Source organism: Herbaspirillum frisingense (genome assembly GCF_047325095.1).
Classification (GTDB): domain Bacteria; phylum Pseudomonadota; class Gammaproteobacteria; order Burkholderiales; family Burkholderiaceae_D; genus Herbaspirillum; species Herbaspirillum frisingense.
This window is the reverse complement of sequence record NZ_CP168558.1, coordinates 3,509,417-3,528,821: the sequence shown is the minus strand read 5'-3', so window position 1 is coordinate 3,528,821 and position 19,405 is coordinate 3,509,417. Positions and strand designations below refer to the sequence as shown.

The 19,405-nt window shown below is 65.2% G+C and carries 19 protein-coding genes; 14 read left to right on the top strand and 5 right to left on the bottom strand.

What is annotated here, in order from left to right:
• Nucleotides 1-34: 34 nt before the first annotated feature.
• Complete coding sequence (locus ACEOAC_RS16250) at nucleotides 35-1,531, bottom strand: PLP-dependent aminotransferase family protein (protein WP_413444950.1); 1,497 nt, start codon at nucleotides 1,529-1,531, stop codon at nucleotides 35-37.
• Nucleotides 1,532-1,730: 199 nt separating this feature from the next.
• Here ACEOAC_RS16250 and ACEOAC_RS16245 point away from each other — a divergent pair, with 199 nt between their 5' ends.
• The 6 genes from ACEOAC_RS16245 (at nucleotide 1,731) to ACEOAC_RS16220 (ending at nucleotide 6,732) form a co-directional block, all read left to right on the top strand.
• Nucleotides 1,731-2,825, top strand: coding sequence for a threonine dehydratase (locus tag ACEOAC_RS16245; protein WP_413444949.1), 1,095 nt, complete (start codon nucleotides 1,731-1,733; stop codon nucleotides 2,823-2,825).
• Nucleotides 2,822-3,421 carry a LysE family translocator gene (locus ACEOAC_RS16240; RefSeq protein WP_006465300.1) on the top strand — a complete coding sequence of 200 codons (600 nt, stop codon included), beginning with the start codon at nucleotides 2,822-2,824 and terminating at the stop codon, nucleotides 3,419-3,421. Before ACEOAC_RS16245 ends, ACEOAC_RS16240 begins: the two co-directional genes overlap by 4 nt.
• Nucleotides 3,422-3,533: 112 nt before the next feature.
• Nucleotides 3,534-4,454: a DMT family transporter gene (locus ACEOAC_RS16235; protein WP_039876989.1), complete on the top strand. Its 921-nt coding sequence runs from the start codon at nucleotides 3,534-3,536 to the stop codon at nucleotides 4,452-4,454.
• Nucleotides 4,455-4,615: 161 nt separating this feature from the next.
• Nucleotides 4,616-5,074: a RidA family protein gene (locus tag ACEOAC_RS16230; RefSeq protein ID WP_077238480.1), complete on the top strand. Its 459-nt coding sequence runs from the start codon at nucleotides 4,616-4,618 to the stop codon at nucleotides 5,072-5,074.
• A 112-nt stretch (nucleotides 5,075-5,186) separates the two neighbouring features.
• The gene (locus ACEOAC_RS16225) at nucleotides 5,187-6,383 is read left to right on the top strand and encodes a PLP-dependent aminotransferase family protein (protein ID WP_006465297.1); all 1,197 of its coding nucleotides are present in this window, start codon (nucleotides 5,187-5,189) and stop codon (nucleotides 6,381-6,383) included.
• Between the two features lie 19 nt (nucleotides 6,384-6,402).
• Nucleotides 6,403-6,732 (top strand): DHCW motif cupin fold protein, encoded by a 330-nt coding sequence (locus ACEOAC_RS16220; protein WP_413445363.1) that lies wholly within the window; start codon nucleotides 6,403-6,405, stop codon nucleotides 6,730-6,732.
• A gap of 73 nt (nucleotides 6,733-6,805) precedes the next feature.
• Here the strand turns inward: ACEOAC_RS16220 and ACEOAC_RS16215 are convergent, their stop codons facing one another.
• Nucleotides 6,806-7,915 carry an MBL fold metallo-hydrolase gene (locus tag ACEOAC_RS16215; protein ID WP_413445362.1) on the bottom strand — a complete coding sequence of 370 codons (1,110 nt, stop codon included), beginning with the start codon at nucleotides 7,913-7,915 and terminating at the stop codon, nucleotides 6,806-6,808.
• A 101-nt stretch (nucleotides 7,916-8,016) separates the two neighbouring features.
• On the bottom strand, nucleotides 8,017-8,400 hold the full coding sequence (locus ACEOAC_RS16210; protein ID WP_102664256.1) for a tautomerase family protein: 384 nt from the start codon (nucleotides 8,398-8,400) through the stop codon (nucleotides 8,017-8,019).
• A 198-nt stretch (nucleotides 8,401-8,598) separates the two neighbouring features.
• Between ACEOAC_RS16210 and ACEOAC_RS16205 the strand changes: the two genes are divergently transcribed.
• Nucleotides 8,599-9,444, top strand: coding sequence for a LysR family transcriptional regulator (locus tag ACEOAC_RS16205; RefSeq protein ID WP_234296186.1), 846 nt, complete (start codon nucleotides 8,599-8,601; stop codon nucleotides 9,442-9,444).
• A gap of 17 nt (nucleotides 9,445-9,461) precedes the next feature.
• Here the strand turns inward: ACEOAC_RS16205 and ACEOAC_RS16200 are convergent, their stop codons facing one another.
• A complete protein-coding gene (locus ACEOAC_RS16200; RefSeq protein WP_413443888.1) occupies nucleotides 9,462-9,914 on the bottom strand; it encodes a carboxymuconolactone decarboxylase family protein in 453 nt (150 codons plus the stop codon).
• Between the two features lie 99 nt (nucleotides 9,915-10,013).
• Nucleotides 10,014-11,486 (bottom strand): PLP-dependent aminotransferase family protein, encoded by a 1,473-nt coding sequence (locus ACEOAC_RS16195; protein WP_413628453.1) that lies wholly within the window; start codon nucleotides 11,484-11,486, stop codon nucleotides 10,014-10,016.
• A gap of 96 nt (nucleotides 11,487-11,582) precedes the next feature.
• Between ACEOAC_RS16195 and ACEOAC_RS16190 the strand changes: the two genes are divergently transcribed.
• From ACEOAC_RS16190 to rbbA, 7 genes are all read left to right on the top strand, one after another.
• On the top strand, nucleotides 11,583-12,068 hold the full coding sequence (locus tag ACEOAC_RS16190; RefSeq protein ID WP_077238487.1) for a GNAT family N-acetyltransferase: 486 nt from the start codon (nucleotides 11,583-11,585) through the stop codon (nucleotides 12,066-12,068).
• Entirely contained in the window at nucleotides 12,065-12,682 is a 618-nt protein-coding gene (locus ACEOAC_RS16185) for an FMN-dependent NADH-azoreductase (RefSeq protein ID WP_413445443.1), read from the top strand. Before ACEOAC_RS16190 ends, ACEOAC_RS16185 begins: the two co-directional genes overlap by 4 nt.
• Before the next feature lie 158 nt (nucleotides 12,683-12,840).
• On the top strand, nucleotides 12,841-13,299 hold the full coding sequence (locus ACEOAC_RS16180) for an Hsp20 family protein (protein ID WP_006465288.1): 459 nt from the start codon (nucleotides 12,841-12,843) through the stop codon (nucleotides 13,297-13,299).
• A 284-nt stretch (nucleotides 13,300-13,583) separates the two neighbouring features.
• On the top strand, nucleotides 13,584-13,952 hold the full coding sequence (locus tag ACEOAC_RS16175; protein ID WP_077238489.1) for an Hpt domain-containing protein: 369 nt from the start codon (nucleotides 13,584-13,586) through the stop codon (nucleotides 13,950-13,952).
• 199 nt (nucleotides 13,953-14,151) lie between these two features.
• Nucleotides 14,152-15,576: an efflux transporter outer membrane subunit gene (locus ACEOAC_RS16170; RefSeq protein ID WP_413445442.1), complete on the top strand. Its 1,425-nt coding sequence runs from the start codon at nucleotides 14,152-14,154 to the stop codon at nucleotides 15,574-15,576.
• A 2-nt stretch (nucleotides 15,577-15,578) separates the two neighbouring features.
• Entirely contained in the window at nucleotides 15,579-16,658 is a 1,080-nt protein-coding gene (locus ACEOAC_RS16165) for an HlyD family secretion protein (protein WP_413628452.1), read from the top strand.
• The gene (gene rbbA, locus ACEOAC_RS16160; RefSeq protein ID WP_413628451.1) at nucleotides 16,622-19,405 is read left to right on the top strand and encodes a ribosome-associated ATPase/putative transporter RbbA; all 2,784 of its coding nucleotides are present in this window, start codon (nucleotides 16,622-16,624) and stop codon (nucleotides 19,403-19,405) included. The genes ACEOAC_RS16165 and rbbA overlap by 37 nt, the downstream gene beginning before the upstream one ends.

The following is a 19,405-nucleotide window of genomic DNA, read 5'->3' as shown; positions in this document are numbered from 1 at the left end:
AGGGCGGCCAGGGCGGCCAGGGTGGGCGAGGGGCTCAGCGCGCCATCGCCTTTTCCAGGAAGCGCCAGATGCCGGGGTCGGACATGCTGGCCACGTTGATGCGCATGCGCGTGGAGGGTAGCTGCGCGGGCGAGAACAGGCTGCCCGGTGCCAGCAGGAAGCCCTGTTCCATCGCCTCCTCGGTCATGACATTGGTGTCGCGCCCGGTATCGACCCACAGGAACATCCCGCAGGGCGGCGGATCACCGATCTCCATGCCCATGCGTTCCAGCTGGCGCATCACCTTGTCGCGCGCGCCATTGAGCCGCGCCCGCAGCCGTTCGGCATGCTTGCGGTAATGCCCCTCCGAGAGCACCTTGTAGGCCACGCGTTCGCCGATCTCGCCGGTGGTGAGGGTCGAGAGCAGCTTGCGGTCGGCCAGGCTGCGTGCCAGTTCGGCCGAAGTGGCGATGAAGCCTACCCGCAGGTTGGCCGACAAGGTCTTGGAAAAACCGCCCAGGTAGATCACCCGCTGCAGCTGGTCCAGCGCGGCGATGCGGGTCGCCGGCTGTACCGCCGAACCGGGATGCATGTCGCAGTAGATGTCATCCTCGACGATGATGAAATCGTGTTCCTCGGCGATACGCAGGACCTGGAAGGCCTTGGCCGCCGACAGCGAGGTCGAGGTCGGGTTGTGCAGCACCGAATTGATCACATACAGCTTGGGCTTGTGGATCGCCGCCAGCTCGCGCAGGCGCACGATGTCGGGGCCGTCGCCCAGCCGCGGGATGCCGACGATCTTGGCGCCCAGCGCAGCAAAGGAGCCGAACATCAGGAACCAGGCCGGATCATCGACGAAGATCACATCGCCCGGGCGCAGGAAATGCCGCGCCACCGTGTCCAGGCCCTGGGTCACGCCCGTGGTCATCACGATCTGGTCGGGGGCGGCGGCGATTTCCAGCTCCGCCAGCTTCAGCTGCAACTGCTGGCGTAGCGGCAGGAAACCCAGCGGCGTGCCATAGCCCAGCAGCAGGGAAGGATTGTCGCGGCTGACGGCACGCAGGGCGTTGGCGATCAGTTCGCCATCCAGCCAGTCCGGTGGCAGCAGGCCGCCCCCGGGCATCTTGTGCGGCGGCATCTGGCGGAACATGTTGCGTACCAGCCAGACCACATCCAGCCCGCGCCCGGCCTCGGCCACGGCTTCGGCCTGGACAGCGGTGTTGCCATAGCCGCCACCCAGGGGCGAGCGCTCCTTGACGTAGAAGCCGGAGCCCCGGCGCGATTCCAGATAGCCCTGGGCCACTAGGCGGTCATAGGCCTCCACCACGGTAAAGCGCGAAATCTCGTTGCCATCGGCAAACTGCCGGATCGAAGGCATGCGCACGCCGCTGCGCAAGAGCTTGTCATCGATGCGGGCGCGGATGCCGCGCACAATCTGGTCCACCAGCGATTCGCCACTCTCGCGCAACAGCAGCGGCCAGCCGGGGAGGGCGCTGTCGCTCTGAGGCATATCGGGTCTGACGCTGCGCAATTGCTTGACTGTATTGGTCATTTTGCCGTGACAATGTTTGGGATTATTTGGAAAAGTGTACAGGTACTGTATCGGTATTGTCGGCTAGGATGGCTTCCAATACAAGAGCAAGCGTATCGCCGGGACAAGCAAGCCAATCCGGGCCACTTCGGTCCACCGGATCCACCCTAGCTACCCTGGCCTTGTCGCCAGCAACCTGCATTCCGATAGGAGAACCGTCATGACCCAAGCCACTTCCGCCGTCCACCGCCTGTTGCCCAGCCTGATGGAGATCGAACAGGCCGCCGGTATCGTCTATGCCGGCATGGCACCCACCGCGCAACTGTGCTGGCCGCTGCTGAACCAGGCACTGGGTGCCGAAGTCTGGGTCAAGCACGAGAACCATGCCCCCACGGGCGCTTTCAAGGTGCGCGGTGGCATGGTCTATCTGCATCACCTGGCCCGGCAACAACCGCAACTGTCCGGCGTGATTTCGGCCACCCGGGGCAATCACGGCCAGTCGGTGGGGCTGTCGGCGCGCCGCTTCGGCATTCCTGCCACCATCGTCGTGCCCGAAGGCAACAGCCGCGAAAAGAATGCCGCCATGCGCGCCCTGGGCGTGGATCTGATCGAACATGGCCGCGAATTCCAGGACAGCCGCGAACACGCCCAGCAACTGGCGCAACAGCAGCAATTGCACATGATCCCGTCCTTCCACCGCGACCTGGTGGCCGGCGTCTCGACCTACTGGATGGAACTGTTTGCCGCCCAGCCCGAACTGGACCTGGTGCTGGTGCCCATCGGCCAGGGCTCCGGCATGTGCGGCGCGGTGGCAGCACGCAATGCACTGGGCCTGAAGACCCGCATCATCGGTGTGGTGTCCGCCCACGCGCTGGCCTACAAGCTGTCCTTCGAGGCCGGCCGCAAGATCGAGGCGCCGGTCAGTACCTGTATCGCCGATGGCGTCGCCTGTCGCGTCCCCGATCAGGCCTCGCTGGAGGTGATGCTGTCCGAAGTGGACGAGGTCGTGGCCGTCACCGACGATGAAGTCATGGACGCCATGAAGCTGGCCTTCATTGCCACCCACAATGTGGCCGAAGGAGCGGGTGCCTGCGCCCTGGCAGCGGCCCTGCAGCTGCGCACTCGGCTGCGCGGCAAGAAGATCGGCATCACGCTCTCCGGCGGCAACGTCGATCATGACGTCTTCGCCCGCGTGCTGGCCCGCGACAGTGCCGTGGCCGATGCCCTGCTGGCCCCGGCGCGGGTGGTGTCGCTGCTGCAGGGGCATGCGCAAGCCCCGCACGAAGGCCAGCTGGCGCAGCGGAGGTCGGCATGATCGAAGCTTTGCTACCGCTGATGTCGTTCGCCTTTGTCTCTTCGATCACGCCGGGACCCAACAACATCATGCTGACCTCCTCGGGGATCTGGTTCGGCTTTCGTCGCTCGGTACCGCACATGCTGGGTATCACCTTCGGCTTCGGCGTCCTGCTGGCGGTATGCGCCTTCGGTATAGGCGAGCTGGTGGTGGCGCTGCCGCAGGTGGTGCTGCTGCTCAAGGCGGCTGGCTGCGCCTATCTGTTGTACCTGGCCTGGCAATTGCGCCGCATGGGCGTGGCCGGCACGGGGGAGCGGGCGCTGCAGCCGATGTCCTTCGGCGCGGCGGCGATGTTCCAGTTCGCCAATCCCAAGGCCTGGGTGATGGCCATCACCGGTGCCTCGGCCTTCATGCCGTTGCTGCATAAGCATGCCGGATGGCTGGCAATCCTGATCTACTGCCTGGTGTTCTGCGCCATCAACTTGCCTTGCGTGTCGGTCTGGGCCGGTGCCGGAGCGGTATTGCGGCGCTATCTGGAACGCCCGCTGTGGCGCATCGGCTTTGCCGCGACCATGGTGGTGCTGACCCTGTATTCGGCGCTGGCGATCTGGCTGTAATGCGGCGCCAGGCCACGGCTGCCAGGGCCGTCAGGGCCGTCGGGGAAAGGGCAGGGCGCGGGTAAATCTTTTATATCAATAAGACAACAGCGTACGCAGACAGGGGCATTTCATGCAGACAGGCAGCAAATCCGTTCTGGGTAGTCCATCGACCGGGGTACCGGCACGCCACGAAAGTCGCGGCATGTGGCTGGGCCTGATCGGGGTGGCGATCTTCAGTCTCACGCTGCCCTTTACCCGCATCGCCGTGGCCGAACTCAATCCGGCCTTCGTCGCCTTCGGTCGGGCGGTGGTGGCCGGCGTATGCGCGCTGGTGTTGCTGGTCTGGATCAAGGCACCGCGCCCCACGGCCAGCCAACTGCGCGCCCTGGTAATCACGGCACTGGGCGTGGTGGTGGGTTTCCCGCTGTTTTCCTCGATCGCCATGCGCTATGTGCCGGCTGCGCACGGCGCCGTGGTGGTCGGGCTGCTGCCGCTGGCGACCGCACTGTTCGGGGCGCTGCGTTTCGGCGAGCGACCCTCGGCCGGCTTCTGGCTGGCCGCGCTGGTGGGCTCGGGCATCGTGATCGGGTTTGCCTTGCACGAAGGCGGTGGCAGTTTCCACCTGGCCGACTTTGCCCTCTTTGCGGCCGTGATCGCGGCGGCCATGGGCTATGCCGAGGGCGGCCGACTGGCGCAGACCATGGGTGGCCAGAACGTGATCGCCTGGGCGCTGGTGGTGGCCTTGCCGGTGATGCTGCCGGTGTCGCTGTGGCTGGGCTGGCAATATGGCGTCACCGCCTCGGCACCGGCCTGGCTGGCGTTTGCCTACGTGTCGCTGTTTTCGATGTTCATCGGCTTTTTCTTCTGGTACAAGGGCCTGGCCCTGGGCGGCATTGCCCGTGTCGGTCAGGTGCAATTGTTGCAACCTTTCATGAGCCTGCTGGGGGCGGCGGTGATCGCCAATGAAGCCCTGGATGCGAGCAACATGCTCTTTGCGCTGGCGGTGATCGTGGTGGTGGCCATTGGCAGACGCATGGCCGTGCGCCGCTGAAGGGCGTCGCAGGCGCGGCTGTGGCCGTGTTGCGAGCCGAAATAGTTCAGACTGTACCGGGCTAAAACCTCGGAATTTTGAGATAATCTTCGACTTATTTTTCTTAACGCGCAGCGCCTGCGGCCTCAGCCGCGCGGGCGCTGTCCAACAGGGAGTACCGCATGTCCGTCTATGAAAAGCTGAAAGCATTGAACATCGAACTGCCCGCCGTGGCCGCCCCGGCAGCAGCCTATGTGATGTATGCACAAACCGGCAATACCGTCTTCCTCTCCGGCCACCTGGCCAAGAAGGATGGCAAGGTATGGGTCGGCCAGCTGGGACGCGACATCGGTACCGACGACGCCAAGCTGGCCGCGCGCGGCGTGGCCATCGACCTGATCGCCACCCTGCAGGCGGCCTGTGGCGGCGACCTGACCCGCGTCAAGCGCATCGTCAAGCTGATGAGCCTGGTCAACTCCACCGGCGAATTCACCGAACACCACCTGGTGACCAACGGCGCTTCGGAACTGATCGGCGAAGTCTTCGGCGAGACTGGCAAGCATGCCCGTTCTGCCTTCGGCGTAGCGCAATTGCCCATGGGCGCTTGCGTCGAGATCGAGATGATCGCCGAGATTGCCTGATCGATCGAAACTGTCGAATTGCCGACCAGCACCGCCGCAGCATCCGCAGAGGCGCGCGGCCTGATTCATCCCGAATCACCCTGAACCACACAGACACAGAACACGGTACCGTATGAAACTCGAAAATCCAGCAGCACTGCAATGGCAGTTTTCCCAGCGCGCCGAAGCCATGAAGAGCTCGGCCATCCGCGAAATCCTGAAGGTGACCATGCGTCCCGACATCACCTCCTTCGCCGGCGGCCTGCCCTCGCCGCTGACCTTCCCGGTGGAGCACATGAAGGCTGCCTTCGACCGCGTGCTCACGCAACAGGGCAAGACCGCCCTGCAATACGGCCCCACCGACGGCTATCTGCCGCTGCGTGAATGGATCGCCGCTTCGCTGTCTTCCGACGGCGCCCAGATCACGCCTGACCAGGTGCTGATGGTGTCCGGTTCGCAACAAGGCCTGGACCTGCTGGGCAAGGTGCTCATCGACGAAGGCAGCAAGGTGCTGGTCGAGACCCCCAGCTACCTGGGCGCGCTGCAAGCCTTCGCGCTGTATGGCGCCCAGTTCGAATCGGTCCCCAGTGACGAATTCGGCCTGCAGCCCGAGACCATCGAAGCCATCGCCGGTGGCGCGCGCATGCTGTATTCGCTGCCCAACTTCCAGAACCCGACCGGCCGCACCCTGCCCACCGAGCGTCGCATCAAGCTGGTGGAAACCTGTGCCCGCCTGGGTCTGCCGCTGATCGAGGATGATCCGTACGGCGCCCTGAGCTATCGCAACGCACCGCTGCCCAAGATGCTGTCGATGAACCCGGCTGGCGTGATCTACATGGGTTCCTTCTCCAAGGTCTTGACCCCCGGCATCCGCCTGGGCTACGTGGTCGCGCCGCGTCCGCTGATCCTGAAGATGGAACAGGCCAAGCAGGCCACCGACCTGCACACTGCGCAACTGACGCAGATGGTGGTGTACGAGGCCATCAAGGACGGCTTCCTGGATCAGCACGTGCCGACCATCCGCCAGCTCTACGGCGACCAGTGCCAGGCCATGCTGGACGCGCTGCAGCAGTACTTCCCGGCCAGCTGCTCCTGGAGCAAGCCGGAAGGCGGCATGTTCATCTGGGTCACGCTGCCCGAGCACCTCGACGCCGGCGCGCTGTTGAACGAAGCGGTGGAACAGGAGAAGGTCGCCTTCGTTCCGGGCGCGCCGTTCTATGCCAACGTGCCGCAGAAGAACACCCTGCGCCTGTCCTTCGTGACCGTGCCGCCGGAACAGATCCGCGCCGGCGTGGAGCGCCTGGGCAAGCTGATCGCTTCCAAGCTGTAAGCAGGCAGGGCGGGCGCGCATGAAGATCTCCGACCTGCCCTTCGGCACCACCGACTGGAGCCAGATCGCGGCCACCGAGCATCCCGGCGTCACCGGCACGGCCTGGTGGCGCACCTGCCGCTTCGGTGACCTGCGCGTGCGCATGGTCGAGTACACCGCCGGCTACCTGGCCGATCACTGGTGTGTGAAGGGGCATATCTTGCTCTGTCTGGAGGGTGAACTGCACACCGAGCTGGAAGATGGACGCAGCTTCGTACTCAAGCCTGGCATGAGTTACCAGGTCGCCGATGATGCGGAACCGCATCGCTCGTCCACCTCGCTCGGGGCGAAGTTGTTCATCGTGGACTAGCCGTTCCCAGCGTATCGTTGTGCATCCAGATGCCCGCCCTCGAAACAGGGCGGGCATTTTTCATCTGAAGGGCTTAGCGCTCAAGCTTCAGCGTCTCGCCATGCTTGAGCGTGACGAACTGCTCCGGCGGCAGATTGGCCTGCTGCATGGCCTTGGCCAGCGCCTGCGGTGGTTCGTCCAGCGGCTCATCGGCCAGTTCGAAGGTCCCCCAGTGGATACCGATGGAGCGTGTGGCGTGCACGTCGCGGTGGATCTGCACAGCCTGTTCCGGGTCCACGTGTTGGCCCTGCATGAACCAGCGCGGCGCGTAGGCGCCGATGGGGATCAGCGCCAGGTCGACATGAGGGAAGCGTGCACCGATGTCCTGGAAGTCCTTCGAATACCCGGTGTCACCGGCGAAATACACCGTGAACGGTGCGCCGCGGTCATTCTGGGCCGGCGCGGCCTGCAGCACCCAGCCACCCCATAGCGTCTCGGAACGGTCGAACAGGCTGCGCGCCGACCAATGGGTCGCGGGTACGAACGTGATGTCCAGCTTGTCCAGGGACGTCTTGTCCCACCAGTCCATTTCCCGCACGTTGTCGATGCCCAGCGCCATGAACCAGTCGCGCAATCCCAGCGGCACCAGGAACAGTGGCGGGCCACCAGCCTGCCGGTTCAACTGTTCCACGCTGGCGCGGTCCAGATGGTCGTAGTGGTTGTGCGAAATCACCACCAGGTCGATATGCGGCAGCTCGGCAATCTGCACCGGCAGTGGCACCTTGCGACGCGGTCCGATGAAGGTAAAGGGCGAAGCGCGCTCCGAAAACATGGGGTCGGTCAGCACATTCTTGCCACCCAGCTGCAGCAGCGCCGTGGCATGGCCGATCCAGGTCACGCTGGGCATGTCGTGGTTGGCCTTGATCCAGGCCAGGTCTGGTTTGAGCACCGGGAACCGGTAGTCGTTGGAGGGCGGCTTGGGCAGGCCCTGGGTCAGGCGTTCCCATTGCCACTTCAAGACGGAGGCACGCTCCGGCTGCGGGTAGTTGTTGCGAAAACCGGTCTCGGTGCGGTTGGACTTGGCGGGGTCGTAGTACTTGCTCGACGAGGAGCAGGCCGTCAACCCCGCTGCCAGCAGCAGGGCGGCAGTACAGCGGAAGAGGCGGCGCAGAAGCGGATGGCGGCAGGATGTCGCAGGTGGCATGTGAGAGGTGCGATGGCTGGGAGGAACGACATCCTAGCAGCAGCCGGCGCGGCGCGCAGGGGACGCGCATGTCTTGCGGCCCCATTGCCAGGTGCGCTGTCTCAGAGCACGTACTGCGCCAGCCCGCGTCCGAAGGACCAGTTGCCCTTGTCACCTTCAAGCAGGTGGATCAGCACGTCGTCAGGACGGATGCCGGGATTGGCCTGCAAGCGCTCGACGATGCGGGCAAAGAGCGCATTCTTCTGCGCCTGGTTGCGGGTGTTGCTGACCGACAGCTGGATGACCACGAAGTCGTCCGAACGCTCCATCCCCATGTAGTGGCGGTCGAAGATCAGATCCTCGGGGTCGTGCTGGCTCACGATCATGAAGAGATCGTCCTTGGGGACGTTGAAACTCTCGTGCATGGCCTGGTAGACGTTGTCGACAATGGCATCACGGTAGGCGCGGGGCTTGCCGCGCAGCAGGGAAAGGCGGACCAGGGGCATGGTGTTCTCCTTGAGATCGGGTGGTTAAAGTGCTTGAAAAGCCGTGGATCGCCTGAGCAGGCCTGCCCGTGTGCGACCCATGCGGTGCATCTTAAGGTTCCTCTATCATTTGAAGAACTGCTGAATGCTGATTTCAATGATTTAAAATTCGAATCATTGAGCAATCCGACCCGATATCAGATGCGAGGAGCCTACCCCATGGACCGCCCCCTGGAACTGGATGCCGTACAAGCCTTCGTGCTGGCAGCCGACCTGCAAAGCTTCACCCGTGCCGCCGAAGTGCTGGACAGCACGCAATCGGCGATCAGCCTCAAGCTCAAGAAACTGGAGCAGCGCCTGGGGCGTCGCCTGCTGGAACGCACCCCGCGCCTGGTACGCCTGTCTGCGGAAGGCCAGCAATTCTTGCCGGCCGCCCGCGAATTGCTGGCCGCGCACGAACGCGCCCTGGACCGACTGGAGCAGGGGCTGGTGCGCTTTTCGGTGGGTATCAGCGATCACGTGGCCGGTGCCGGCCTGCCACGCGCCCTGGCGCAGCTGCATGCCCATGATGCCGGCGTGATGGTGGAGGTGAGGGTGGGCTCGTCGCACGACCTCATGCCGCTCTATGAACGCGGCGAACTGGACGCCGTCATCGTGCGTCGCGAGCCGCAGGACCAGGGCGGTGAATTGATCATGCAGGAACCCATCGGCTGGTTTGCCCATCCCGACGCGCAATGCCGGGTCGGGCCTGCCTTGCGGGTGGCGACTTTTTCTTCGACCTGCCGCATCCGTGAACTGTCGCTGCGCCGACTCGACGAAGCCGGTATCGCCTGGGTCGAGGTCTTCGTCGGTGGTGGCATCCTGGCGGTCGGCGCGGCGGTCAGCGCGGGCCTGGCGGTGTCGGCGCTGCTCCATCGCAGCGCGCCGCCGGGGGCGGTGGAGGTGGGCCAACGGCTGGGCCTGCCCACCTTGCCGCTGGCCCAGGTGATGCTGCATTCCCGCCTCAGGGAGACCCGCGCGCAGGCGGCATTGCGCACGCTGGTGGCCGCACTGAAGTCAGCCTGAGCCCGGAGTCGCCTCAATCAGGCGCGCGCCGCCTGTGGCCGCATGCGGCCCGGGATGGCCAGGCGGTTCATGGCATTCATCAGGGCGATGGCGACCGTCAGTTCGCTGTACTCCTCTGGCGTGAAATGCTGGATCACCGCCTGGTAATCCGCATCCGGCGCCGCCGTTTCGCCGATGCGCGTCACCACTTCGGCCCAGGCCAGCGCAGCCTGCTCGCGGGGCGTGAAGAGGCTGCCGGCCTCGTGCCAGACCGGCACCAGCACCAGCTTGTCGATGCTCATCCCGCTCTTGAGCAGGTCGCGTGAATGCTTGTCGATGCAATAGGCACAGCCGTTGATCAGCGACACCCGCAGAAACACCAGTTCCACCAGGTCTGCCGGCAGGCTGCATTGCTTGAGGTGACGGTTCACGGCCAGCAGGCCGTCGTAGGCGGCGGTGGCGTTCCGGTAGAGATCGATACGGTTGGACATGGCGACAAGGCTCCTGTTGTGGATGGAAACGAAGCGCCATCATGCCCGCTCATGGCCCAGTCGATAAGTGCCAAGAATGATGAATCGGACTAGGCCATGTCAGGACGGCTCCAGCAGCGCCAGGATGCGCCGTCCCAGCTCACTGGCCTGGCGTCGGCTGTCGATATTGGTGAAGCTGAGCATGATCATCGGCGCCACCCCGCTGCGCGGCGTCAGCAGGCATTCCGACAGGGCGCGGCTGAACATGCCGTGCTGGCGCATCTTCTCGGCCAGTACGCGGTCCGAACGGCGGCCCTGCAGGCGCAGCAGCAGATGCATACCGCCAGGTGGCGAATCGATGCGGACATGGGCCTTCAATACTGCTTCCAGGCCGGCGATGGTCAGGGTCCGGCGCTGTGCGTACAGGCGTCGCATGCGCTGGATGTGGCGGGCGAAATGCCCCTCGGCCATGAAGTCGGCCACGATATGCTGCATCAGTGCCGGCGCGCCCCCAGAAAACAGCCGGGCACTGTCTTCGAAACGCTGCACCTGGGAACGCGGCACCACCAGATAGGCCAGCCGGATGGCCGGGAACAGCACCTTGCTGAAGGTGCCGGCATAGAGCACGCGGTCATCCCGGTCCAGGCTCTTGAGGGCGGGCAGGGGGCGGCTGACGTAGCGGTATTCGCCATCGTAGTCGTCTTCCACGATCCAGGCCTGCTGCCGTGCCGCCCATTCCAGCAGCGCCAGCCGGCGCGGCAGTGACAGGGCCACGCAGGTGGGGCTCTGGTGGGCCGGCGTGACCACCGCCGCCCGTGCGCGTGCGGCATGCTGCAGCCCGTGCTCCACCTGCATGCCCTCGGCATCGACCGGTACCCCCACCAGCTGCATACCGGCTTCGCGCAGCAGGGCGCCGGTGGGCGCATAGCCGGGGTCTTCCACCCAGACCTTGTCGCCGGGTTTGAGCAGGGTGCGCGTGATCAGGTTGAGGCTGTCGCGATACCCGGAAGTGATGAAGACCTGTTCCGGCCGGCAGTCCAGCCCCCGCGACAGCTGCAGATAACGCGCAACTTCCACGCGCAAGGCCATCAGTCCGGCGGGAGAGGGGTAGAGCATGTCCACCGCTTGCGTGGCACGCGCCGCGCGGGCCGCCAGGCGCGCCCAGATCTTGCGCGGAAAGGCGTCCAGCGCCGGGATGCCCATCTGGAACGGACGCGGTCCCGGGGCCTCGGCGTGGCCGTCTTCCGGCAGGATGGGGGAGCGCGGCGCGGCAGGTACTGCCTGGGCGATGATGGGGCCGGGTTTGCCGGGCGCGTTCGGCGCTCTGGCGGGCAGCCCGGCCGCGATCACGGTGCCGGCCTGTCCGCGTGCTTCCACGTAGCCTTCAGCCGCCAGCAACGAATAGGCCGTCTCCACGGTGCCGCGCGCCAGTCCCAGTTCTGCTGCCAGTGCCCGCGCCGAGGGAATGCGGTCGCCCGGGCGCAGCATCCCTGCCGCCACCGCGCTACGCAGGCGCCCGTAGATCTGGCGGTAGTAGGGCTCGTCGGTGGCGCTGTCGATGGTGATCAGGGGAGCGGAGGACTGCATAATCATGGACCAGTCGAAATGTCATTTCTTGGATCTCCCGATTATGCCATCGGCTGGCTAGGATGAAGCTCCTTCTACTTTGAACGCATTGAGCTTTCTCCCATGAACCAAGCTTCCAAGATTGCCCCTCCTGGCCACTGGCATATCGCCGACAGCGCCTTGCGCCATGCCGACACCGAGGCCGACCGGCTGGCCTGCTTTTCCGTGATGCACGAACTGCGCCCACACCTGCGCGACGCCGACGAGTTCATGCAGCGTACCGGTCGCGCCCGCGAGCAGGGCTATCGCATCCTGGCAGCCTGGGAGCAGGGCGTGGTGGTCGCCCTGGCCGGTTACCGTTTCCAGGAGAATCTGGTCTACGGCCCCTTCCTGTACGTCGATGATCTGGTGGCCGCCAGCACGCAACGCGGCAAACGTTGGGGCGAGCGCCTGCTCGCCGCGCTCGAAGGTGTGGCCGCCGAGGCCGGCTGTGCGCGACTGGTGCTCGATACCGGTATGGCCAACGCGCTGGCGCAGCGCTTCTACTTCCGCCAGGGCATGCTGACCGGCGCACTGCGCTTCGGCAAGGCCATCGGAGGTGCGGCATGAAGATCCTGCACCTGCTTGCCTCCCCACGCCAGGAAGCATCCAACACCTGGTGGCTCTCGCAACAGATCGTCAGCCGCCTGCGCGCCTTGCACCCGCAGGCGCAGATCGTGCTGCGCGACCTGCATGCCAGTGCCATTGGTCACGTCGATGCTGCCTATGCCGATGCGCTGGGCTCGCCCGCCTTCGTGGAGGATGCCGGCGCCGCGCAGGGGACGCTGGTCTTGTCGGACCTGCTGATTGCCGAGCTGGAGGCCGCCGATCAGGTGGTCATCGGCACCCCCATGCACAACTACACCGTCCCCTCCGTATTGAAGGCCTGGATCGACCATGTGGTGCGGGTGCGCCGCACCTTCGGCATCACCCCCGACGGCAAGGTCGGCCTGCTGCACGACCGCCCGGTACACCTGGCCGTGGTCTCCGGCGGCCGCTTTACCGGCGCGTCCGCACGCCAACCGGATTTCCTCACGCCCTACCTGAAGGTGGCGCTGGCCACCATTGGCCTGCATGACCTGCGCCTGACGGTGATGGAGGGACTGGCAGCCGGCGCACAGGTGGTGCGCAGCGAACGCGAGCGGGTCGCGATGGAGCTGGATCGGCAGTTTTCAAGGGCCTGAAGCCGCTTTTCCCGGAAGAAAATCGGGCGTCAGAGGCGCCCGTATTTTTTCGAAAAAAATCCCTTGAAAACCCAAAATGCCATCCCTAGATCGGTACCAGCAGATGCTCGACGTTGAGGTCTGCCACGAAAACATCGCTTAACTGAAAGGATATTTTTATGCGTACTTTTGATCTCTCCCCCCTGTACCGTACCGCCATCGGCTTCGATCGCCTGGCCCAGATGTTCGACAACGCCCAGCGTACCGATCAGCCCAGCTACCCGCCGTACAACATCGAACTGGTGGCAGAAGACAAGTACCGGATTACGATGGCCGTCGCCGGCTTTGCCCGCAGCGAAATCGACATCGAGACCGAAAACGAAACCCTGAAGATTACCGGCCGCAAGCAGAAGGAAGACAAGCAGGTCAACTTCCTGCACCGCGGCATCGCCGCCCGTGATTTCGAGCAGCGCTTCCAGCTGGCCAACCACATCAAGGTGGTCGGCGCCAATCTGGAAAACGGCCTGCTCAACATCGAGCTGGTCCGCGAAATCCCTGAAGCCCTGAAGCCGCGCAAGATCGAGATCGGCGCCGCTGATGGCAGCGACAACGTCCAACGTCTGGAACGCGCTGCCTGATTGGCTTCCCCCTGGATGCCGGGCGCATCCGGAAGCCTGATTGAGCATGCCGCCCGCTAATTGCGGGCGGCTTTTTTGCGTCTATACCTAACACTTCTGATTGACTGTCGTAGCCGGCTTGGTTACGTTACAGGCGCGGCGAAAGAGTTTGCGTGAGTTTGCGCGAGTTTGCCGCACCCGCTCACGATCCGCGCCGTACCCATCGGCCCGGAACTGCTGCTCAAAAGAAATTGGCAATGGAGCAATATATTGCGTATATTGCGTCGGCCTCAGGGGAGAAACGCGTGAACGACAACCGATACCAGCACATCAATCCCGAGCCACTGCTCGAGGCCATGGGGGGCGATGCTGCCGCCTGCCGTCACATGTTCGGCACTTTTGCGCAGAGCGCACCGGCCACCTTCGCCCGGCTGGAACAGGCCATCCACGCCGACGATGCAGCCCAGGTCAAGCGCGAGGCGCATAGCCTCAAGAGCATGACGGCCCTGGTGGGCGCGGGCGTGCTGACCGACATGCTCAAGAGCATCGAGACCCAGTCGCGCGCCGAACCACCGGTCAGCGCCCAGCCGCGTCTGGCAGAGCTGCAGGCGCTCTTCGCCGACGTCGCCGCCGAGGTGCGCCATTATGTCGACCAGGTTGGCGTAGCGCAGTAGGGCAGGAAGGCGCCATCGGCCTCGAGCGTTTCCCCTATTCCCCTATTTGACTTGTTACCGACTCATCAGTCAGTAACCTGACTTACATCAATCGGGTTTTTGGCAAGCAACTTCATAATGTGGACACAAAAGACGAAGACTTTCGTCGTCACATTTTCCGCTTCCGCCGATGCCCACGATGTGCGAGCCCCCTCCCAGAATGCGCCTGGCCGCAATGCCGCTGTTGCTGGCCTTTTTGCTGGCGGCCTGCCAGTCCATGGCGCCGGACTACCAGCGGCCCGCCGCGCCGGTGGCCGCGCACTACCCGCAGCAGTCTGACAGCACGCTGCCTGCCACGACGCCGCTGGACTGGAAGTCCACCTTCAGCGATCCGCAACTGCAAGCCCTCATCAGCCTGGCGCTGGCCAATAACCGCGACCTGCGGGTGGCCGCCTTGCGGGTGGAGGAGGCCATGGCGCTCTATGGCATCCAGCGTGCGGACCTCTTTCCCACCATCGGCGCGCAGGTCGGCCTGGATCGTTCGCGTACCCCGGCCGACCTCAACCTGACCGGACGACCGCTGGTCGGTAGCGCCTATCAGGCAGGGCTGGGCCTGAGCAGCTGGGAGATCGACCTGTGGGGCCGTCTGCGCAGTCTGGATGATGCGGCCCTGCACATTGCCCAGGCCAGCGAAGCCACGCGTCGCGCCGCTACCCTGAGCCTGGTCACGCAAGTGGCCGATGCGTATCTGGAACTGGGTGAGCTCGACGAGCGCCTGGCCATCGCCAGCGATACCATCGCCAGCCGTCAGGAGAGCTATCGCATCTATGCACGGCGGGTGGAAGTGGGGGCCAGTTCGCGCCTGAACCTGACACAGATCGAAACCCTGCTGACCCAGGCCCAGGCCTTGGGCGCACAACTGGAGCAACTGCGCGCCCAGCGCCTGAATGCCTTGACGCTGTTGGTGGGCAGTCCACTGGAACTGGCACCGGGACAGGCGCGCACCGTGCTGGACACGGTCTTCCCCGCGTTGCAGCCGGGCCTGCCTTCGCTGTTGTTGACGCGCCGGCCTGACGTGCTTGCTGCCGAATACCGGCTGCAGGCAGCCAACGCCAACATCGGTGCCGCGCGGGCGGCTTTTTTCCCGTCTATTTCGCTGACCGGCCAGGTCGGCAGCGCCAGTGCCGAATTGATTGGCCTGTTTCGCGATGGCAGCCACGCCTGGAGCTTCTCGCCCAGCATCACGCTGCCGATCTTCACGGCCGGTCGTCTGCGCAACAATCTGGCGCTGTCCGAGATCCGTCGCGATATCTCGGTGGCCAATTATGAAAAGACCGTCCAGGCCGCCTTCCGCGAGGTGGCCGATGCCCTGGCCGCCCGCCAGTGGTTGACGCGGCAACTGGCCATCGCACAGACAGCCGTGACCGTGCAGGCCGAGCGGGCCCGCCTGTCCACGCTGCGCTATGACAACGGCGCCGCGCCTTTCCTGGATGTGCTCGATGCCCAGCGCGACCTGCTCAGCGCGCGCCAGCAGCTGGTGCAGACCCGGCGCGCCTTGCTGTCGTCCTCCGTGGCGCTGTATGCGGCCTTGGGCGGTGATACCAGCCAAGCCGGCGCTGCCATCCCTCTTCGTCCCGGACCCTGATCATGACGCTTTCTCCCGCCAAGAAAAACCTGCTGACCGCCGGCCTGCTGGTCGTCCTCCTTGCTGGCGGTGCCACCTATGCCTGGCAGCGCCTGCATCACAGCGGCCCGGGGGAGGGTTTCGCCAGCGGCAATGGCCGCATCGAAGCCACCGAGGTGGATGTGGCCACCAAGCTGGGGGGCAGGGTGGACGCCATCCTGGTCAACGAAGGGGATTTCGTCAGCGCCGGCCAGCCGCTGGCGCAGATGCAGATCCTCTCATTGCAGGCGCAGCGCGAGGAGGCCCAGGCGCGCCAGCAGCAATCGCTGTCGGCCGTGGCCAGTGCCGAGGCGCAGGTGGCGGTACGCGAGAGTGACTACCAGGCCGCGCTGGCACAGAGTGCACAACGCGAGAGTGAACTAGACGCGGCGCGGCGCCGCCTGGCGCGCTCCGAAGTGCTGGTCAAGGAAGGGGCCTCGTCGCTGCAGGAAGTCGATGACGACCGCGCCCGGGTGCGCGGCATGCAAGCCGCCGTGACCGCTGCCCAGGCACAGGTGACGGCCGCCCGTGCCGCCGTGGTGGCGGCGCGCCCCCAGGTCAGCGGTGCCAGATCGACGGTGACCGCCGCCGCCGCCACGGTACAGCGCATCAAGGTCGATATCGACGACAGCACGCTCGTCGCACCCCGTGCCGGGCGGGTGCAGTACCGCATCGCCCAGCCGGGCGAGGTGCTGGGGGGCGGCGGCAAGCTGCTCAACCTGGTGGACCTGAGTGACGTCTACATGACCTTCTTCGTCCCCGAGGCCGTGGCCGGCAAGCTGGCCCTGGGGGCCGAGGCCCGCATCGTGCTGGACGCCGCACCGCAGTATGTGATCCCGGCCAGGATTTCCTTCGTCGCCAGCACCGCCCAGTTCACCCCCAAGACGGTGGAGACGGCCAGCGAGCGGCAGAAGCTGATGTTCCGCGTCAAGGCGCAGATCGATCCGGCCCTGTTGCAGCAACACCTGACGCTGGTCAAGACCGGCCTGCCGGGCGTGGCCTGGGTACGTACCGACCAGAGCCAGGCATGGCCGCCGCAGCTGGTGACCAGGGTTCCGCAATGACCGCCACCCCGGACCAGTCGTGGGTGGCACGCCTGGACGGGGTGTCGCTGCGCTATGGCAAGACGCTGGCACTGGATGCGATATCGCTGCAGGTTCCGGCCGGCTGCATGGTCGGCCTGATCGGCCCGGACGGCGTCGGCAAATCCAGCCTGCTCTCGCTGGTGGCCGGCGCGCGCGCCTTGCAGCAGGGCGAGGTGAGCGTGCTGGGCGGCGACATGCGCAAGGTCGCGCATCGTACCCAGGTCTGCCCGCGCATCGCCTACATGCCGCAAGGACTGGGCAAGAATCTCTATCCCACCCTGTCGGTGGAAGAAAACCTGCAATTCTTTGGCCGCCTGTTCGGCCAGGATGGTGCCGAGCGCCGTCGTCGCATCGACGAACTTACCCGTGGTACGGGCTTGGCCCCCTTTCTCTCGCGCCCGGCCGGCAAGCTCTCCGGAGGGATGAAGCAGAAGCTGGGACTGTGCTGTTCGCTGATCCACGATCCCGACCTGCTGATCCTGGATGAACCCACCACCGGCGTGGACCCGCTGTCACGGGCGCAGTTCTGGGACCTGATCGCACATATCCGCCAGCAACGGCCGGGCATGAGCGTCATCGTCGCCACCGCCTACATGGAAGAGGCGGACCGCTTCGACTGGCTGGTGGCGATGGACGACGGCAAGCTGCTGGCGACCGGCACTCCGGCCGAGCTGCACGCCCGTACCGGCACGGCAGCGCTGGAAGAGGCCTTCATCAGCCTGCTGCCCGAACAAAAGCGGCGCCAGCACCAGACAGTGCAGGTCACCCCGCTGGATGCAAGCGTCGAGGCCGGCATTGCCATCGAGGCCAAGGGCCTGACCATGCGCTTCGGCGATTTCGTGGCGGTGGATCATGTGGATTTCCGTATCCGGCGGGGCGAGATATTCGGCTTTCTCGGCTCCAATGGTTGCGGCAAGTCGACCACCATGAAGATGTTGACCGGGCTGCTGCAGGCCAGCGAAGGCCAGGCCTGGCTGTTCGGCCAGGAGGTCGATCCGCGCGACATGGCCACACGGGCCAGGGTGGGCTATATGTCGCAGGCCTTTTCGCTGTACGGGGAATTGAGCGTGCGCCAGAACCTGGTCCTGCATGCCCGCCTGTACCGTGTGCCGGAAGCGCAGATCGACGCCCGCACCGAAGAGATGGCGACCCGCTTCGGTCTGCTGGATGTGATGGACAGCCTGCCCGAGAGCCTGCCGCTGGGCATCCGCCAGCGCCTGTCACTGGCTGTGGCGATGGTGCACAAGCCGGAACTGCTGATCCTGGACGAGCCGACTTCCGGCGTGGATCCGATCGCCCGTGACCTGTTCTGGCAACTGATGATCGACCTGGCGCGCAAGGATAGGGTCACCATCTTCATCTCCACCCATTTCATGAACGAGGCCCAGCGCTGCGACCGCATCTCGCTCATGCATGCCGGCCGGGTCCTGGTGAGCGCTACGCCGGATGCGCTCATCCGTGAACGCGGCGCGGCTACGCTGGAACAGGCCTTCATCGCCTATCTGGAAGAGGCGGCGGGCAAGGGGAGCGCGCCGGTTGCCGATGACCGGCCAGCGCGGCCCGCGGCGATGGAAGCGTCAACATCGCGCCCCGGCCGGTGGCGCACCAGCCTGGGCCGCGCCCTGAGCTACAGCCAGCGCGAAAGCCTGGAGCTGCGACGCGACCCGGTGCGCGCCACGCTGGCCTTGCTGGGGACGGCGATCCTGATGTTCATCATCGGCTATGGCATCAACCTCGATGTGGAAAACCTCACCTATGCCGTGCTGGACCGCGACCAGACCGGCCTGAGCCAGAACTATGCGCTGAACCTGTCGGGCTCGCGCTACTTCATCGAGAAACCCGCCATCACCGATTACCAGGACCTGGACCGGCGCATGCGCAGCGGCGAGATTTCGCTGGCCATCGAGATTCCCTCCGGCTTTGCCCGCGATATCGGGCGCGGCAAGCCGGTCGAGGTCGGGGCCTGGGTGGATGGTGCCATGCCCACGCGCGCCGAGACCGTGCGCGGCTATGTGCAGGGCATGCATCAACTGTGGCTGGCCGACATGGCCCTGCACCGGTTGGGGCAGACCCTGGCCACGCCGGCCACCATCGAGACACGCTATCGCTACAACCCGGATGTGAAAAGCCTGCCGGCCATGGTGCCGGCCATCATCCCGCTGCTGCTGATGATGATTCCGGCCATGCTCACGGCGCTGTCGGTGGTGCGCGAGAAGGAGCTGGGCTCCATCCTCAACCTCTACGTCACGCCGGTCACCCGCACCGAATTCCTGCTGGGCAAGCAGTTGCCCTATCTGCTACTGGGCATGCTCAACTTCGCCATGCTCACGCTGCTGGCGGTGACGGTATTCGGGGTGCCGGTCAAGGGCAGCCTGTTCACGCTGACCCTGGCGGCGCTGGTGTTCATCATCTGCTCCACCGGTTTCGGTCTGCTGGCATCGACCTTCACCAACAGTCAGATCGCGGCGCTGTTCGTGACCATGATCGGCACCATCATTCCCTGCGTGCAGTTTGCCGGCCTGTTGAACCCGGTGTCCTCGCTGGAGGGCATGGGCGCCCTGATCGGCCAGGTCTATCCGGCCACGCATTTCCTCACCATCAGTCGCGGCGTGTTCAGCAAGGCGCTCGCCGTCGGCGACCTGGGCTCGTCCTTCTGGCCCCTGGTACTCGCCGCACCCGTGATCCTGGGGCTGTCGGTGCTGTTACTGAAGAAACAGGAGCGGTGA

Bases quoted from the DNA above. Each gene is read 5' to 3' on its own strand.
- ACEOAC_RS16210 (WP_102664256.1), bottom strand. From the start codon at position 8,400: ATGCCCCTGGTCCGCCTTTCCCTGCTGCGCGGCAAGCCCCGCGCCTAC.
- ACEOAC_RS16230 (WP_077238480.1), top strand. From the start codon at position 4,616: ATGTCCGTCTATGAAAAGCTGAAAGCATTGAACATCGAACTGCCCGCC.
- ACEOAC_RS16220 (WP_413445363.1), top strand. From the start codon at position 6,403: ATGAAGATCTCCGACCTGCCCTTCGGCACCACCGACTGGAGCCAGATC.
- rbbA (WP_413628451.1), top strand. From the start codon at position 16,622: ATGGCCGCCGCAGCTGGTGACCAGGGTTCCGCAATGACCGCCACCCCG.
- ACEOAC_RS16195 (WP_413628453.1), bottom strand. From the start codon at position 11,486: ATGATTATGCAGTCCTCCGCTCCCCTGATCACCATCGACAGCGCCACC.
- ACEOAC_RS16245 (WP_413444949.1), top strand. From the start codon at position 1,731: ATGACCCAAGCCACTTCCGCCGTCCACCGCCTGTTGCCCAGCCTGATG.
- ACEOAC_RS16170 (WP_413445442.1), top strand. From the start codon at position 14,152: ATGCGCCTGGCCGCAATGCCGCTGTTGCTGGCCTTTTTGCTGGCGGCC.
- ACEOAC_RS16190 (WP_077238487.1), top strand. From the start codon at position 11,583: ATGAACCAAGCTTCCAAGATTGCCCCTCCTGGCCACTGGCATATCGCC.
- ACEOAC_RS16225 (WP_006465297.1), top strand. From the start codon at position 5,187: ATGAAACTCGAAAATCCAGCAGCACTGCAATGGCAGTTTTCCCAGCGC.
- ACEOAC_RS16215 (WP_413445362.1), bottom strand. From the start codon at position 7,915: ATGCCACCTGCGACATCCTGCCGCCATCCGCTTCTGCGCCGCCTCTTC.
- ACEOAC_RS16235 (WP_039876989.1), top strand. From the start codon at position 3,534: ATGCAGACAGGCAGCAAATCCGTTCTGGGTAGTCCATCGACCGGGGTA.
- ACEOAC_RS16240 (WP_006465300.1), top strand. From the start codon at position 2,822: ATGATCGAAGCTTTGCTACCGCTGATGTCGTTCGCCTTTGTCTCTTCG.
- ACEOAC_RS16205 (WP_234296186.1), top strand. From the start codon at position 8,599: ATGGACCGCCCCCTGGAACTGGATGCCGTACAAGCCTTCGTGCTGGCA.
- ACEOAC_RS16185 (WP_413445443.1), top strand. From the start codon at position 12,065: ATGAAGATCCTGCACCTGCTTGCCTCCCCACGCCAGGAAGCATCCAAC.
- ACEOAC_RS16180 (WP_006465288.1), top strand. From the start codon at position 12,841: ATGCGTACTTTTGATCTCTCCCCCCTGTACCGTACCGCCATCGGCTTC.
- ACEOAC_RS16165 (WP_413628452.1), top strand. From the start codon at position 15,579: ATGACGCTTTCTCCCGCCAAGAAAAACCTGCTGACCGCCGGCCTGCTG.
- ACEOAC_RS16250 (WP_413444950.1), bottom strand. From the start codon at position 1,531: ATGACCAATACAGTCAAGCAATTGCGCAGCGTCAGACCCGATATGCCT.
- ACEOAC_RS16200 (WP_413443888.1), bottom strand. From the start codon at position 9,914: ATGTCCAACCGTATCGATCTCTACCGGAACGCCACCGCCGCCTACGAC.